The organism is Brevibacillus sp. SYP-B805, assembly GCF_011059135.1.
Lineage (GTDB): Bacteria > Bacillota > Bacilli > Brevibacillales > Brevibacillaceae > Brevibacillus_F.
In genome coordinates this window covers 15978-31594 of the sequence record NZ_JAALGD010000002.1, presented here as the reverse complement: position 1 = coordinate 31594, position 15617 = coordinate 15978, and the positions used below count along the sequence as shown (strand labels likewise).

Annotated in this window: 16 protein-coding genes; all 16 read left to right on the top strand. The window is 57.3% G+C overall.

Annotated features, from left to right (window positions below):
* Positions 1-6: 6 nt before the first annotated feature.
* The 16 genes from G3578_RS02885 to dnaG all read left to right on the top strand — a co-directional run bounded on the left by G3578_RS02885 (position 7) and on the right by dnaG (position 15613).
* Positions 7-450, top strand: coding sequence for a hypothetical protein (locus tag G3578_RS02885; protein WP_165208493.1), 444 nt, complete (start codon positions 7-9; stop codon positions 448-450).
* A 124-nt stretch (positions 451-574) separates the two neighbouring features.
* Positions 575-2218, top strand: a complete 1644-nt coding sequence (locus G3578_RS02880) for an RCC1 domain-containing protein (RefSeq protein WP_165208491.1) — start codon at positions 575-577, stop codon at positions 2216-2218.
* Positions 2219-2759: 541 nt separating this feature from the next.
* Complete coding sequence (yqfC, locus tag G3578_RS02875) at positions 2760-3044, top strand: sporulation protein YqfC (RefSeq protein ID WP_165208489.1); 285 nt, start codon at positions 2760-2762, stop codon at positions 3042-3044.
* Positions 3045-3056: 12 nt separating this feature from the next.
* On the top strand, positions 3057-4268 hold the full coding sequence (gene yqfD / locus G3578_RS02870; RefSeq protein ID WP_165208487.1) for a sporulation protein YqfD: 1212 nt from the start codon (positions 3057-3059) through the stop codon (positions 4266-4268).
* Between the two features lie 33 nt (positions 4269-4301).
* A complete protein-coding gene (locus tag G3578_RS02865) occupies positions 4302-5276 on the top strand; it encodes a PhoH family protein (RefSeq protein ID WP_165208485.1) in 975 nt (324 codons plus the stop codon).
* A 15-nt stretch (positions 5277-5291) separates the two neighbouring features.
* Positions 5292-5771 (top strand): rRNA maturation RNase YbeY, encoded by a 480-nt coding sequence (gene ybeY, locus G3578_RS02860; RefSeq protein WP_165208483.1) that lies wholly within the window; start codon positions 5292-5294, stop codon positions 5769-5771.
* Between the two features lie 10 nt (positions 5772-5781).
* Entirely contained in the window at positions 5782-6156 is a 375-nt protein-coding gene (locus G3578_RS02855) for a diacylglycerol kinase (protein ID WP_165208481.1), read from the top strand.
* Positions 6157-6260: 104 nt separating this feature from the next.
* Positions 6261-6662 (top strand): cytidine deaminase, encoded by a 402-nt coding sequence (locus G3578_RS02850; RefSeq protein ID WP_165208479.1) that lies wholly within the window; start codon positions 6261-6263, stop codon positions 6660-6662.
* Positions 6655-7572, top strand: a complete 918-nt coding sequence (gene era, locus G3578_RS02845) for a GTPase Era (RefSeq protein ID WP_165208477.1) — start codon at positions 6655-6657, stop codon at positions 7570-7572. The genes G3578_RS02850 and era overlap by 8 nt, the downstream gene beginning before the upstream one ends.
* Positions 7573-7666: 94 nt before the next feature.
* Complete coding sequence (locus G3578_RS02840; protein WP_165208475.1) at positions 7667-7822, top strand: YqzL family protein; 156 nt, start codon at positions 7667-7669, stop codon at positions 7820-7822.
* Positions 7813-8568 carry a DNA repair protein RecO gene (gene recO, locus G3578_RS02835; protein WP_165208473.1) on the top strand — a complete coding sequence of 252 codons (756 nt, stop codon included), beginning with the start codon at positions 7813-7815 and terminating at the stop codon, positions 8566-8568. The genes G3578_RS02840 and recO overlap by 10 nt, the downstream gene beginning before the upstream one ends.
* Positions 8569-8989: 421 nt before the next feature.
* Complete coding sequence (gene glyQ, locus G3578_RS02830; RefSeq protein ID WP_206529466.1) at positions 8990-9877, top strand: glycine--tRNA ligase subunit alpha; 888 nt, start codon at positions 8990-8992, stop codon at positions 9875-9877.
* Entirely contained in the window at positions 9870-11948 is a 2079-nt protein-coding gene (gene glyS, locus G3578_RS02825) for a glycine--tRNA ligase subunit beta (RefSeq protein ID WP_165208469.1), read from the top strand. Before glyQ ends, glyS begins: the two co-directional genes overlap by 8 nt.
* 158 nt (positions 11949-12106) lie before the next feature.
* Positions 12107-12751, top strand: coding sequence for a transcriptional regulator CcpN (gene ccpN / locus G3578_RS02820; RefSeq protein ID WP_165208467.1), 645 nt, complete (start codon positions 12107-12109; stop codon positions 12749-12751).
* Positions 12752-12762: 11 nt separating this feature from the next.
* Positions 12763-13599: a pyruvate, water dikinase regulatory protein gene (locus G3578_RS02815; protein WP_165208465.1), complete on the top strand. Its 837-nt coding sequence runs from the start codon at positions 12763-12765 to the stop codon at positions 13597-13599.
* A 163-nt stretch (positions 13600-13762) separates the two neighbouring features.
* On the top strand, positions 13763-15613 hold the full coding sequence (gene dnaG, locus G3578_RS02810; protein ID WP_165208463.1) for a DNA primase: 1851 nt from the start codon (positions 13763-13765) through the stop codon (positions 15611-15613).
* Positions 15614-15617: the final 4 nt, after the last annotated feature.

Here is a 15617-nt window from a genome sequence, read left to right as displayed (position 1 = left end):
AGCGGGATGGATGATCTGTTGGAGTTTCTCTTCCATCTGATCGGGAAGTTTTGGCCTGCCCTACTCGCTTACCTGGCCTACCAGGCATTTCGGACCCGCAGGGAGGGGGAGAAGCGCGCGAAGGGGCAGCGCCCTGTGCTGACCCCCGTCCACGGCGGCGGATTTCCGCGGCCGCATGTCGGACAGCGGGAGGAAGGGGAGCGGCTGGCTCCTCCTGACACCCCCGCAGACGCAAGCGCGGTGGAGGAGCGTGATGCAACTCCGCAGGAAGAAATGTTGGTGGCGGTGTCGCTTGCCCCTCCTACCGCCGCCGCATCCGATAGAACGTCCGTGGAGAAAGGGGAGGGCATTCATACTCCCCGGGAAGGCATGAAGTGGGCGCTGATCTTTTCGCCGCCCAGAGCCAAAATGCCCTATCTCCCTCCCACCCTGCCCCGCCGCCGGATCTGACAGACATGGAGACGAGTCTACGGCTCGTCTCTTTTTTGTCGATTTTTGTCAATGGTTTGCCCTTGTACTTCCTTTCCGCTTTTTCTACGCTTATGGGAGAAATTGGGGTAAGGGAGGAAATGCCATGTTTGATCTTCGGATGAAGCGGATATGCATGCTCCTGCTCGCTCTGTGCCTGGCGGGCTCCGCAACCGCCGGGGCGGCACCGCCAGCCTTCGAAGCTTCACCCATGGTTGAGACGGGATTTGATCATACGGTTGCTTTGGACCACGAAGGAACCGTTTGGACGTGGGGGCGAAACGACGAAGGGCAGCTGGGGGTGGGCGATGTTGACCGGGAAGAAACCTGGTCCCCGCAGCGTGTCAAAGAGCTGGAGCATATCGTATCGGTTTCGGCGAATGGTCATCACACACTGGCAGTTGATGAGAACGGCGATGTTTGGGCATGGGGAGAAAATGCATACGGGCAGTTGGGCGATGGAACGAGAGAAAACCGTAACGCTCCTGTGAGAGTAAGGAACCTCACCGATGTTATCGCTGCAGCAGCCGGTGAGGAACATTCCGTTGCCGTAACGAAAGACGGCTCTGTTTGGGTGTGGGGACGCAATACGTTCGGGCAGCTCGGCGACGGGACGCAAGAAGACAGGCTGACTCCTGTCCGCCTTGAGAAGCTGAGCGATATCGCTGCGGTTGCGGCAGGTGGACAATATACGCTCGCCTTGACGAGAGACGGTCATGTGTGGGCATGGAGGGGAGCGGAAGAGGCACCTCCACCTGCCGCAAACAGCAGGCAGTCCGATTGGATCGTGACGATTCCGCCCCACGAAATCCCGGAGCTTGATCAGGTTGTGGGCATTGTTGTCCATGGCGACGATGCATTTGCGGTGCGCAGGAACGGTACACTGTGGCGGTGGGATGCTCACTCGGAAAAACCAAGGCAGCTGAAAGAAGTGAATAACGTGTCCGCCTTGTCGGTCAACTTCAGGGAGGCGGTGATCCTGAAGAAGGATCGCACGGTATGGGTGCTTGATTTTTACCGAGATCGTCTGAGCCAGGTCAAGGAACTGACGGATGTACGCTCGGTAGCAGCCGGATGGGATCATGTGGTGGCGGTCAAGAGCAACGGGACGGTCTGGAGCTGGGGAGAGAATGATTACGGTCAGTTGGGGGACGGTACCACTAAAGATCGGGAATCGCCGGCCAAAATTCCCAATCTGCTGCTCAGCCAACCCTCAGGGGAAATGATCATCCAAAAACTGAAACTCTCCCCAACCAGCCTGTCCTTACGAGTGGGAGAGAGCCAGCAGCTGGAAGCGACCGCCTATTACAGGAACGGCAGGCTGGATGTGACCGAAACAGCCCGATGGACGTCCAGCAATCCGGACGTGCTGCAGGTAACGGACGGCAAGGTGACGGCCCTGGGCGAGGGGACGGCAGAGGTAAGCGTCGAGTACCGGGGAAAGCGGGCGGCGATCAAGGCGAAAGTCTCAGCCCTTCCGATCAAACAACTGCTCCCTTCCAGCAAAAAGCTGGCGCTTGCGCCCGGGCAAAAGACATGGGTCACCGTGAAAGCCCTCTACAGCGATCAAAGCACCAAGGATGTGACCGCCATGGCTCGCTGGTCCAGCAGCAGACGTTCGGTGGCCGCGGTGGAGACGGGAGAGATCACGGCAATCGCTCCAGGAAAGACGGTGATCCGGATCAGCTACAAAAACAGATCGGTCGAAATTCCCGTTACGGTCACGGAGCCGGAGCAACAGGCCGACTGACAGCGGAAGGCGGGGCTTGTCTCCTCTGCCCGTTTATTCTAAGATTAAAATAGAAGAAATTACCAGAAACGTTTGCATATCGGGTGATCGAATGGGAAAGAGCGAGACGAAAGAGATACAAAGCGCCGTCTTTGCACGCTTGGGGAAATTCCGCCAAAAGGTGATAACCCTGCGCGTTTTTCAAAAGAATTCGTTAAAGACGACTGCCAGAGCGTGCGGGTGTACCACTCGCAAAATAAAGCGTGTGGAAGAAAAATGGAAAATGCTGCTTCAGCGCGAAAAAGCGAAGCGGAAGCTGCAGCAGGACTCTGCTCCCCAGTAATTGGGGGGAGCGGAGTCTTTTTGTATATCGGAAATTTTAAACTCATTAAAGCGCTAAAGCGAAGTGGAAGGGTTGGGGGCCCCCGCCGACAACAGCGTTAGCTCAAGTCGGCGGGGTAATTTTATTCGCATGATTTTCCCTCCTTCACGCATAGGGTTATAAGAGAAAGCCGCCTTCCTGAGATCCGGAACGGGCTGGCCCAACAAGGGGGGCTTGACCATGAAGCGATGGAGCCGCCGTTTACGCCATCTGGCGGTGGGCATATTGGATTTGCCGCAAGACGTGGTTCTGGAAGTCCCGCGCATCACCATGATCGGCCATCTGCAAATGTACATAGAAAATCACCGCGGAGTTCTTCATTTTACGGATCAAGAGCTCCGTTTGCTGTTAACCAACGGCCAGCTCCTCGTCAACGGGGAGCAGCTGGTTATCCGGGCCATTTTGCCGGAAGAGGTCCTCTTGGAAGGCAAGATCGGAGGCGTGAAGTTCCTGCAGAAACCGTAAGGAGGAAGAGCCATGCGCAACCTGATGAAAGAATGGCTGAAGGGACACATTACCATTACCATTCGGGGAAAACGTTTTGAACGCCTGCTCAATCTGGCGGTTCGGGAAGGGATACAGCTCTGGAACATCCGCCGGATCGCCCCAGATATCGGCAAGTGCGACATCTGGATCAGGGATTACTTTCGCCTTCGTCCGCTGCTGCGTCAGACAGGCTGTCGCAGCCATGTGGAGCGGCGGGAAGGGCTGCCTTTCTGGCTGATTCGGCTGCGCATGCGGGCGGGCTTTACGCTGGGCGCCGTTCTCTTTCTGGTCGGCTTGTACATGATGTCGACGTTTGTTTGGAGGGTCGAGATCAGGGGGGCTCAACAGATCCCCGCCTATCAGGTACAGCAGGCGGCGGAAAAGGTAGGGATTAAAGAAGGGGCATGGAAGGCCAAACTAAAAGAAACAAAAGTGCTGCAGCGTGAATTGTTGAATCTTCTTCCGCAAGCCTCATGGATCGGAGTAGAGCTGAACGGGACGAAGGCGATCATTCAGGTGGTGGAAAGGCAGACGCAGGAGCCGGAGAAGCCCCTTGGGCCGCGCAACCTGATTGCCAAGAAAAGAGCGGTCGTCCACAGCATCGTCGCGGAAGCCGGGAAAAGCATGGTCCGCGTCAACCAATTTGTGGACAAGGGACAAGTCCTGATCTCCGGCGTCTTAGGCAACGAAACGAGACAGGCCCTGGTGGCGGCACGCGGCAAGGTGGAAGGGGAAGTCTGGTATGTAAGCAATGTCTCCGTCCCGACGACCCGTACCCAATATCACCTGACCGGACAGCAGCAGGAGTTATACTATCTGGTCCTCGGCAGCTACGCCGTCCGCCTGTGGCCGTTTGAGGCACAGTCGTATGCCCAATCCAGGACCACGGAGGAGCGCTACCAGGCAGGCTACGCGCAGTACGCGCTGCCGATCGTCTGGAAAAAGGTGATCCAGCAGGAGATGGCGGTAGAGAAGAAAGAGATCGGCAGGGACGAGGCCGTGGAGACAGCCAAGCGTTTTGCCCGGATGGACGTGCTCTCCCGTGCCGGCAAAGGCGCGATCATCCAAGACGAAAAAGTTTTGCACGTCAAGACGGAGAATGGTAAAGTTTACTTGAGTATTCATTACTCCGTCATTGAGGATATCGCGGCGGAACAGCCGATCGTGGCGCGGCCGCCGGTGCCTCATCCTTCCGGAAATTGATTCCCATCACCGTGGCAAGGAGTTGGAGACCTTTTGCACGTACAAGAAGAGGTAAAGATCCAGTTTGCGGACGCATCCGAGGCATTGCTGCTGTTCGGTCCCCATGATGCGTATCTGAAGCAGATCGAGGAAAAGACGACGGCGAAGATCATCACCAGAGGCGGCGAAATGGTGATCAGCGGCGACAAGGAGGAAGTGGATAAGCTTACCGCCTTGTTTGAAGTGTTGCTGCAGTTGATCAGGCGCGGCATCGACCTGTCGGAGCGGGATATCGCCTACGCCATGCAGCTTGCCGACAAGGGGGAGGTCGACGCGCTTCTCGACCTGTATGACGAAGAAGTGGCCCGCACCCAAAAAGGAAAGCTGATTCGGGCCAAAACGCTGGGACAGCGCCATTATCTCTCTGCGATCAAACGCTTCGACATCGTGTTCGGGATCGGACCCGCCGGGACGGGCAAGACGTATCTGGCGGTGGTCATGGCGGTCAATGCGCTGAAAAACGGCAGGGTGAAACGGATCGTGCTGACGCGGCCTGCCGTCGAAGCGGGGGAAAGCCTTGGCTTCCTGCCCGGCGATCTGCAGGAAAAAGTGGATCCCTACCTGCGTCCGCTGTACGACGCCCTTTACGACATGCTGGGCAATGAACAGGTAAGCAAAATGATGGAGCGCGGGCTGATTGAAGTGGCTCCGCTGGCATACATGCGCGGCCGCACCCTGGAAGATTCGTTCGTCATCCTGGACGAAGCGCAAAACACCACTGCGGAACAGATGAAGATGTTCCTCACCCGCCTTGGCTTTGGCTCCAAGATGGTGGTGACGGGGGATATCACGCAGATCGACCTGCCCAAAGGGAAGAAATCGGGTCTGCGCGAGGCGGAACGCATTCTGTCTTCCATTCGGGAGATCGCCTTTATCCGTTTTCAGGAATCGGATGTGGTTCGCCACAGCCTGGTTCAAAAGATCATCGATGCATACGGCAAAGCGGAAATGGATCACAGTTACCAGTAAAGAAGGAGCATTGACGTGTTAACGATCGAGATTTTGCACGAAGGGGTCGAGCCGGTCAGCGAAGCCTTGCAGACCCTGATGGAACAATGTTTGCACAAAGCGGCCGAACTGGAAGAGGTATCCGGCGAGGTGGTCATCACCATCGTCGATGATGCCCGCATTCACGAGTTGAACCGGGAGTACCGCGGGGTGGACCGACCGACCGATGTGCTCTCGTTTGCGCTGAACGAAGCGGGGGAAGAGGAGCCGGATATTTTTCTGGACGAGTCGGAAGCGGACGACTATCCCAACATGCTGGGTGATATCGTCATCTCGCTGCCCCGGGCGCGGGCGCAGGCGGAGGAGTACGGCCATTCGCTGGAGCGGGAGCTCTGCTTTCTGACCGTGCATGGTTTTCTCCATCTGTTAGGGTATGATCATGGTTCTCCCGACGAGGAGAAAGAGATGTTTGGCCGGCAGGAAGAAGTGCTGCAGGCAATCGGCTTGACGAGGTAGGAGATCCGGTGTGAAAGAGTGGCGTCGTTTTGGATGCAGTCTGGTTCATGCCTGGAACGGCATCCTGTATACGATCCGGACACAGCGCAACATGCAGATCCACATCGTCATCGCGGTGCTGGTCTTGTTGGCCGCCTGGTGGCTGCGCGTGCCGCGCGGCGATCTGCTGCTGGTTCTCTTTTCAATCGGCCTGGTGATGGCGATGGAGACGATGAACACGGCGATTGAACGGACGGTTGATCTGGTCACAAGGGAGCATCATCCGCTGGCGAAAGCGGCGAAAGATGCGGGCGCGGGCGCGGTGCTGCTCGCGGCCGTCACGGCGGCGGCCATCGGTTTGTACGTGTTTGTGCCGCCGCTGTTGGCAAAATGCTTCGCACTGTAACGGTATACGGGAACCGAATGAAACCGGATGAGGACGAATCTGGTTTCTTGGTGTCGCCGCAAACAGAACGCGCATCACCAGAATGAAGAAGCGAGGGATAGAGAATGACAACCGAAGAACTGATCAAACGCGCGCTGGAAGCAAGAAACCGCGCGTATGTACCCTACTCCAACTTTCCGGTGGGAGCGGCGCTGCTGACGGAAACGGGCAAGGTGTACCTTGGCTGCAACATCGAGAACGCCGCTTATTCGCTGTGCAACTGCGCGGAACGGACCGCGCTTTTTAAAGCCTGGTCCGACGGGGAACATGCCTTCAAGGCGATCGCCGTGGTGGCCGATACGCCCCAGCCGGTCTCTCCCTGCGGCGCGTGCCGTCAGGTCATGTCCGAACTGTGCGGCCCCGATACCAAAGTGATTTTGACCAACCTCGCCGGCGACGTGATGGAAACCACCGTCGACGCCCTGCTGCCGGGAGCATTTACCAAGGAGGATTTGCTGCGTGGATAAACGGGCAACCAAACGCACATTCAAATCGGGCTTCGTCACCATCGTCGGCAGGCCCAATGTGGGGAAATCGACCCTGCTGAACCACATCGTGGGCCAAAAGGTCGCCATCATGTCCAACAAGCCGCAGACGACGCGCAACAAGATCACGGCCGTTCACACCACGGAAGAAGGCCAGATCATTTTCCTGGACACGCCCGGCATCCACAAGCCGAAATCCAAGCTGGGCGACTACATGGTGAACGTCGCCATCAACACCCTGAACGAGGTGGACCTGATCCTGTTTGTGGTCGACGTGACGGAAGAGCGGGGCCCGGGGGAAGAGTTTATCATCGAGCGGCTGAAGCACGTCAAAACCCCCGTCTTTCTGGTGCTGAACAAAATCGACAAGGTACATCCCGAAGCGCTGCTGCCGATCATTGACGATTATCGCCAGCGGTTTGATTTCAAACAGATCATCCCCATTTCCGCGCTGGAGGGGAACAATACCGGCGCGCTGGTGCAGGCGATTTTCGACGAAATGCAGGAAGGGCCGATGTATTATCCGGCCGACCAGGTGACCGACCACCCGGAGCGTTTCATCATCGCGGAGCTGATCCGGGAAAAGGTGCTCCATCTGACGCGGGAAGAGGTGCCTCATTCCATCGCCGTGACGGTGGAAGAGATGAAGCGGGGCGAAGACGGCAGGACGGTGTACATCTACGCCGCCATCTATGCCGAGCGGGATTCCCAGAAAGGCATCCTGATCGGGAAAAAAGGGGAGATGCTGAAAGAGATCGGCAGACGGGCGCGCATGGATATCGAACGGCTGTTGGGCGACAAGGTCTTCCTGGAGATTTGGATCAAGGTGAAAAAGGACTGGCGCAATCAGGAGCGGATGCTGCGCAACTTCGGTTTCTACGACGAGGAGTAGGCGCCGTGTCAATTTTTCCAAGGCATAGATTAAAGGGCTTGGGTGATTCTAAAAAGGAAATGGATACAGCCGAAACAAGAAAGGATGATGCTTCATGCTTCGTGACTTTTCTTGGAACTACTTTGCATCAACCGGTGACATCCATGCTTACCTTCTTTATCGAGAACACCATCAAACCGCGCTCCCGAGCGAAGAGGAGCCGTTTGATTTCGCCCAAGAGGAGCCGGGTGAATCGCACGCATGCTTGTAAAATGGGAAGGGATTGTGATCCGCAGCGTCGACTACGGTGAATCGAGCAAGGTGATTACGCTGTTCACAAGAGAGCACGGCAAGGTTGGCGTCATGGCTCGGGGGGCCAAGAAACCCAAGAGCCGCCTCTCTGCCGTGTCTCAACTGTTTACACATGGGTTCTTTCTGTGCAAGGCCGGCACCGGTACAGGGATGCCGGATCTGTCGCAGGGAGAGATCATGGAAGCCTACCGGGATTTGCGGCAGGATATCATGCGGACGGCGTACGCGGCCTACATCGCCGAGCTGATCGACCGCACCACCCATGAGCGTGAACCGAATCCGTTCTTGTTCCAGCTGCTATCCTTAACCTTTCGCTACATGGATGAAGGCAAAGACGCCGAAATATTGACACGGATCGTCGAATGCAAGCTGCTGACCGTCGCCGGCATCCGGCCGCAGCTTCACGCCTGCTGCAACTGCGGGCGGGAGGAGGAGCCGTACACGATCAGCGTCACCCAGGGCGGCCTGTTGTGCCCCCGGTGCCAGGAAGCGGACCCGCACGCCATCGCGGTCATGCCCGGCACCTGGAAGCTGCTCCGGCTGTTTCAGCTGTTTGATCTGGAGCGCTTGGGCGAGATCGAAGTGAAGCAGGCGACGCGCAGCCAGCTTCGGCATGTCCTGCGCAGCTTTATCGACCATCATCTGGATCTGCATCTGAAAAGCCGGGCTTTTCTCGACCAGGTGGAGAAATTGTCCTTTTCCTGATGGGCATTCATTGACATCTTTTTTTCGATTCGCTATGATAAATACCAATATGTTTTCCATATGATGCGGTGAAGGAAAAGAGTAGTCGGCCTCTGACTGATGAAGCGAGCTGGGGAGGGTGGAAGCCCGGCCGTCACGCCGATGAATGGCGTTCCGGAGCATCACGGCTTAAGAAAGCGGGCGGACGCTGTTAGGCGTTCGTCAAGTAGGGTGGAACCGCGGGAAAACCTCTCGTCCCTACACTGTCGGACAGTGTAGGCGGCGGGGGTTTTTTATTTGCTGGCCCCCGCTGACACCAGCAAGGGACGCCACTCGGCAAGCGAGGGACCCCAATTGGCAAAGCGACAGCTATCGCCGAGTGGGAGGAGCGTCAGCTTCAGTCGGCGGGGTAACGTTGATCGGAGGTGGAAGAAGCGTGAAAATGACTTTTCAAGACATCATTTTAACCTTGCAAAATTTTTGGGCAAAGCAAAACTGCCTGGTCGTACAGCCGTACGACGTGGAGAAAGGGGCCGGGACGCTCAACCCGATGACCTTCCTGCGCAGCATCGGCCCGGAGCCGTGGAACGTCGCCTATGTGGAACCTTCGCGCCGCCCGGCAGACGGCCGCTACGGGGAAAACCCGAACCGGCTCTATCAGCACCATCAATTTCAGGTGATCATGAAGCCGTCCCCGGACAACATCCAGGAGATCTACTTGGACAGCCTGCGTCAGCTGGGCATCGAGCCGCTGGATCACGACATCCGTTTCGTCGAGGACAACTGGGAGCATCCCGGCCTCGGCGCGTGGGGACTCGGCTGGGAAGTGTGGCTGGACGGGATGGAGATCACCCAGTTTACCTACTTCCAGCAGGTAGGCGGCCTGGAGTGCAAGCCGGTGGCCGTGGAGATCACCTACGGCCTCGAACGGCTGGCCTCCTACATCCAGGAGAAGGAAAACGTCTTCGAACTGGAGTGGGTGAACGGCTTTACCTACGGCGACGTGTTCCTGCAGCCGGAGTATGAGCATTCCAAATACACCTTTGAGCTCTCCGATACGGAGATGCTGTTCCAATTGTTCCATACCTACGAGACGGAAGCGAAGCGGCTGATGGCGGAACATCTGGTTTATCCCGCCTACGATTATGTCCTGAAATGTTCGCACACCTTCAACCTGCTGGATGCGCGCGGCGCGATCAGCGTGACGGAGCGGACCGGCTATATTGCGCGCGTCCGCAACCTTGCCCGCGAAGTAGCCCAAACGTACTATGCGGAACGCGAGCGGCTGGGCTTCCCGCTGCTCAAGAAGGGAGTGACCACCAATGAGTAAACGCGACTTGCTCTTGGAAATCGGTACGGAAGAAATGCCGGCCCGTTTCATTGCGGGGGCGGCGGAACAGCTGAAGGAAAAGGTGGAGAAATGGCTCCAAACGGAACGCATCGCCTACGATAACCTGCAGGTGTTCGAAACGCCCCGCCGCTTGACCCTGCTTGCAACAGGGGTGGCGGAAAAGCAGGCCGACCGCAATGAGGAAGCGAAGGGGCCGGCACGCAAAATCGCCCAGGATGAAGCGGGCAACTGGACAAAAGCGGCTCTCGGCTTTGCCAGAAGCAACGGCGTGGAGCCGGATGCCCTCTACTTCAAAGAGGTAAACGGCGTGGAATACGTATTCGCCCGCAAGAACGAGGCGGGCAGGGAGACCATTCAGCTGCTGCCGGCCATCCGGGAGATCATCGTCGGCATGACGTTTCCCAAAAACATGCGCTGGGGCGCCTACGAGCTGAAATGGGCCCGCCCGATCCGCTGGCTGGTGTTCCTCTATGGTACGGAAACCGTCGACATCGAGATCGCCGGTGTGAAAAGCGGCCGGACGACCCGGGGCCATCGATTCCTCGGGGAGACCTTCACCGTCGATTCGCCGGCTTCGTATGTGGCGCAGCTGGAAGAACAGCATGTGATCGTCGATCCCGCCAAGCGCCGCGAACTGATTCTGAACCAGCTGCATGCGCTCGAAAAGGAACACGGCTGGCGCATCCCGATTGATGAAGGGCTGCTGGACGAAGTGGTTCATCTGGTGGAGTACCCGACCGTGCTGTACGGTTCGTTCGATCCGGCGTTCCTGCAGATTCCGCGCGAGGTGCTGATCACCTCCATGCGGGAGCACCAGCGGTACTTCCCGGTCGAGAATGAAGCAGGCGCCCTGCAGCCGCATTTCGTCACCGTGCGGAACGGGGATGCCCGTTCGCTCGATGTGGTGGCCAAAGGGAACGAAAAGGTGCTGCGCGCCCGTCTCTCCGATGCCCGCTTCTTCTATGAGGAAGACCAAAAGCTGAAGATTGACGACTGCCTCAAGCGGCTCGAAACCATCGTGTTCCACGAAGAATTGGGCACCATCGGCGACAAGGTGCGCCGCATCGGCCGCAATGCGCAGCAAATCGCGGAGCGGCTGGGGCTGGGAGCAGGCGAGACAGGCCGGATCGCCCGCATCGCCCAGATCGCCAAATTTGACCTCGTCACCAATATGGTAGGCGAATTCCCGGAACTGCAGGGGATCATGGGCGAAGATTACGCCCGCAAAGCCGGGGAACCGGAAGGGGTGGCCCGCGGCATCTTCGAGCATTATCTGCCCCGCTTCGCAGGCGATCAGCTGCCACGGTCGGTGGAAGGGGCGGTTGTCAGCATCGCGGACAAGCTGGACACGATCGTGGGCTGCTTCTCCATCGGCATCGTGCCGACAGGCTCCGCCGATCCTTATGGACTGCGCCGGTTGGCTGCGGGAATCGTCAGCATTCTGCTGGATCGCGGTTGGAAGCTGCCGCTCACCGAGCTGTGGGAGATCGCCCTGCAATCCTACGGCAGCCCAGCGGAGAAGAAACGGGCAGCCGATGAGATCAAGCGTGATCTGGCCGATTTCTTCACGCTCCGCCTGAAAAACGTGCTGCAGGAGAGCGAAGTGCGCTACGATATCGTGGATGCGGTGCTGGCAGCCGACATGGCGGTGGTGCCGGATGTGACGGGCAAAGCAAAAGCGTTGATGGCCGCGCTCCAGTCTGACGATTTCAAGCTGACCGTCGAGCAGTTTACCCGCGTCAACAACCTGGCGCAAAAAGCGGAAGCGGACGAGATCGACGCGTCGCTGTTCCAGGAAGAGGTGGAGCGCACCTTGTATCAAGCCTATCTGTCGGTGGAGAAGGAGGCATCCGGGAAGGCTGCCCAAGGCGATCTGACAGGCGTGCTGGCCGCGCTCTCCACCCTGCGGGAACCGATCCGCTCCTTCTTCGACGGCGTCATGGTGATGGCGGAAGACGAACGCGTCCGCCGCAACCGTTTGGCCCTCCTGAAACGGCTCTCGTGCCTCATCCAGGATTATGCAGACTTTACGAAGATCGTCTTTGCCTGACAATCTCACAACGCCTCCCCTCTATGGAGGCGTTACATTTTTGGGGCGGCAAAGAAGGAAAATGTTCAGCGATAGAGTAATACTAGGGATAGAAATATTGGCCCCGCCCGGCGCTGCCGAACGTTTGCCGGGCGGCCAAAGTGCAGAATCGGTGGTGATTGGTCATCGAGCTTACCAAACGACAAGAACGCATCTTGCAGATCGTAAAGGATGAAGGGCCGATTACCGGCGAACAGATCGCGGAACGGTTAAACCTGACCCGCGCCACCCTCCGCCCCGACCTCTCCATTTTGACCATGTCGGGCTATCTGGACGCCCGTCCGCGCGTAGGCTATTTTTATGCGGGCAGGCCCGCCGGCTCGGTCATCAGCGAACGGCTGCACAAGCTGCTCGTGAACGATTACAAAGCGCTGCCGATTGTGGTGCAGGAGTCAGCTTCCGTTTATGATGCGGTCGTTACGCTGTTCCTGGAGGATGTCGGCACCCTGTTCGTCGTCAACCAGAAAGGCTATCTGGCCGGTGTGGTATCGCGCAAGGATCTGCTGCGGGCTTCCCTTGGCAATAAATCGCTGGAGGATATACCGGTCAGCATCATCATGACACGGATGCCCAACATCGTGACGTGTACGGCGGATGAGAGCCTGTACAGCGCGGCGAAGAAGCTCATCGACTTTCAGATCGATTCCCTTCCCGTGGTCAAGGCGAGCGATGGGGACAGCCGCCAATACGAACTCTTGGGACGGATCACCAAGACCACCATCACCAAGGCGTTTGTTGAACTTGGGCAAGAGCCGCATGTATAGGAGGAGAATCCATGCAGGATAACCGTCAAGGACAGCTCATTTATATTGTCTCCGATTCCATCGGCGAGACGGCGGAATTGGTCGTTCGCGCCGCCGCCAGTCAATTCGACCGACATCTGATCGATGTGCACAGGTATCCCTACATCGAGGATAAGGAAGCCATTGATGAGATCATCGCTTCGGCCCGGGAGTCCAAGGCGATGATCGTCTTTACGTTGGTGATCCCCGAGTTGAAGGAATACATCCAGGAACAGGCGGCACAGGCCCAGATCCCGACCATCGACGTGATGGGCCCGCTGATGAACACGCTGCAGGATGCCCTGCAGATGAAGCCGACCTGTAAGCCGGGCCTGGTGCGCCGGCTGGATGAAGAGTATTTCCGCCGCGTGGATGCCATCGAGTTTGCGGTCAAATATGATGACGGCCGCGATCCGCGCGGTCTGTTGCGGGCGGATGTCGTCCTGATCGGCGTTTCCCGGACATCCAAAACCCCGCTTTCCATGTATTTGGCAAACAAGCGGCTTAAGGTGGCCAATGTGCCCCTGGTGCCGGAAGTGGAGCCGCCGGAGGAACTGTTCCAGCTTCCTCCCGAACGCATTATCGGGCTGACGATCAACAGTGAGCAGCTGAACAGCATCCGGACGGAGCGGCTCAAAGCGCTCGGTTTGACGGCCCAGGCCAATTACGCCGCCATTGATCGGATCCAGGAAGAACTGACGTATGCGGAACAAATCATGAAACGGATCGGCTGCCCGGTCATCGATGTGTCCAATAAGGCCGTGGAGGAAACAGCCAACATTATCCTCGAGATGATCAAGCGAAACTCCGTGATGAAGGAGAAAAAATAGGCCGTTGGAAGGATACCCTTTTTTGGGTGCAGTACTTCGGTCCACATCGTTTCCGGCACAGAAAGTTCGGCGGGATGTGTTTTGGAAGAAGGAATTTGGCGAAACCTGACGAATGTAATAACGTCACGAAAACAGTTACTTTCTCCTATAAAGGTGGAATGAGATGGCAGGTCTCCATTCAGACGAGATCGTGAACCGGGTTCGTGCGGCAGTGGATTTGGTTGATGTGGTAAGCGAATACGTCCAGCTGCGGAAGAGCGGACGCTCATTGCTGGGGCTTTGCCCGTTTCATTCCGAAAAAACTCCCTCCTTCAACGTCAACCCAGAGCGTCAATTCTTTCATTGTTTTGGCTGTGGAGCCGGAGGAGACGTGTTCTCCTTCCTCATGAAGATCGAGCAGCTCACTTTTCCGGAAGCGCTGCAGAAGCTGGCCGACCGTGCCGGTATCGCCATCCCGGAGCCGCAGAAAGAGCAGGAATCTCCCAAGCAGACCGCCAGGCAGCTGATGTATGAAGCCCACCGGCTGGTGGCGAAACTATACCATTACGTCCTGACATCCACCCCATACGGAACGGAAGCGAGACGCTATCTGGAGAAGAGGGGCCTTTCCGCCGCCACCATCCAGGAATTCCAGATCGGGTTTGCCCCGGACTCATGGGATTTTGTTACGCAGTTTTTGAAGAAACGGCAATTCCCGCTGGAGCTGATGGTGGAGGCCGGTCTCCTGGCCCAAAACGAGAAAGGGCGAATTTTTGACAGGTTTCGCCGGCGCATCATGTTTCCCATCCAGAATACACAGGGGGAGGTTATCGGCTTCGGCGGCCGTTCGCTGGATGGTTCCCATCCCAAGTATATGAACAGCCCGGAGAGCCCGCTGTTCAACAAGAGCGCCACCATCTTCAACCTGCACCGCGCCCGGTCCTTTATCCGCAAACGGAAGCAGGCGATCCTGTTTGAAGGATACGTGGATGTGATCAGCGCCTGGCAGGCAGGCTTTCAGCAGGGCATCGCCACGCTGGGGACAGCCATCACCGAGCAGCATGCCCGCATGATCCGCAAAAATGTGGAACAGGTGATCGTTTGCTACGATGGGGACACGGCCGGACAGGAAGCCACCGCCAAAGCGATCGAACTGCTGGAGGAAGCCGGCTGTCACGTGCGCGTTGCCCCGCTCCCGCCGGGGATGGATCCTGATGATTACATCCGGAAAAACGGCGCAGACGCTTTCTCCCAGCAGGTCCTGCTGCAGGCGATGCCGATTACCGCATTTCGCCTGCAACATTTGCGCTCCAGGCACGTATTACAAGATAAGACCGATCAAGCCCGATACGTGCAGGAAGCGCTTGCCGTTATTGCCCGGCTGAAAAGCCCGGTGGAAAGGGATATGTACGAGCGGCAGATCGCCGAAGAATTTTCTCTCTCCCTGGATGCGTTAAAGCTGGAGGCAAAGCGGGTATATAAAGAACAAAAAAGTAAGCAGCAAAGGGATAAAGTGGCGGCGGGATGGAATAATAGTATAAATAATGGCAAATTTACGCTCACCAAGACGCTTGCCCCCGCCCACGAAAACGCCGAGCGCATGCTGGTGTACTACATGATGCGCAGCCGCGAGATCGCCGAACGTGTCCGGCAGGAATGCAACGCCAGCTTCCAAAACGACGAATACGGAGCGCTCGCCGCTTATCTCTTTGCCTACTATGCGGAGGGGTATACGGAAGACCCCGGACAATTCATTCATTACGTACCAGATGAAAAGTGTAAGCAATTAGCCTCGGGATTGGCCATGATGGAGTGCAAGGAAGACGTATCGGATCAGGAGATCGGCGACTACATCCGACAAGTAAATAACTACCCGGTGCGTGCCGAGTTGGAACGCCTGCGGGAAGATCAGCGCAAGTTGAATCTGCAGGCGGCCTCCGCGGAAGACGAGGATACGCGCAAGCAACTGGAAATTCAAGCTGCCGTCGTAGGGATGAAGATACTTGAATTGGAAAATGCTTTAAAGGAAGGGTAGGCAT

Bases quoted from the DNA above. Each gene is read 5' to 3' on its own strand.
- G3578_RS02885 (WP_165208493.1), top strand. From the start codon at position 7: ATGGATGATCTGTTGGAGTTTCTCTTCCATCTGATCGGGAAGTTTTGG.
- glyS (WP_165208469.1), top strand. From the start codon at position 9,870: ATGAGTAAACGCGACTTGCTCTTGGAAATCGGTACGGAAGAAATGCCG.
- G3578_RS02850 (WP_165208479.1), top strand. From the start codon at position 6,261: ATGACAACCGAAGAACTGATCAAACGCGCGCTGGAAGCAAGAAACCGC.
- G3578_RS02880 (WP_165208491.1), top strand. From the start codon at position 575: ATGTTTGATCTTCGGATGAAGCGGATATGCATGCTCCTGCTCGCTCTG.
- yqfD (WP_165208487.1), top strand. From the start codon at position 3,057: ATGCGCAACCTGATGAAAGAATGGCTGAAGGGACACATTACCATTACC.
- G3578_RS02815 (WP_165208465.1), top strand. From the start codon at position 12,763: ATGCAGGATAACCGTCAAGGACAGCTCATTTATATTGTCTCCGATTCC.
- G3578_RS02840 (WP_165208475.1), top strand. From the start codon at position 7,667: ATGCTTCGTGACTTTTCTTGGAACTACTTTGCATCAACCGGTGACATC.
- yqfC (WP_165208489.1), top strand. From the start codon at position 2,760: ATGAAGCGATGGAGCCGCCGTTTACGCCATCTGGCGGTGGGCATATTG.
- glyQ (WP_206529466.1), top strand. From the start codon at position 8,990: ATGACTTTTCAAGACATCATTTTAACCTTGCAAAATTTTTGGGCAAAG.
- dnaG (WP_165208463.1), top strand. From the start codon at position 13,763: ATGGCAGGTCTCCATTCAGACGAGATCGTGAACCGGGTTCGTGCGGCA.
- recO (WP_165208473.1), top strand. From the start codon at position 7,813: ATGCTTGTAAAATGGGAAGGGATTGTGATCCGCAGCGTCGACTACGGT.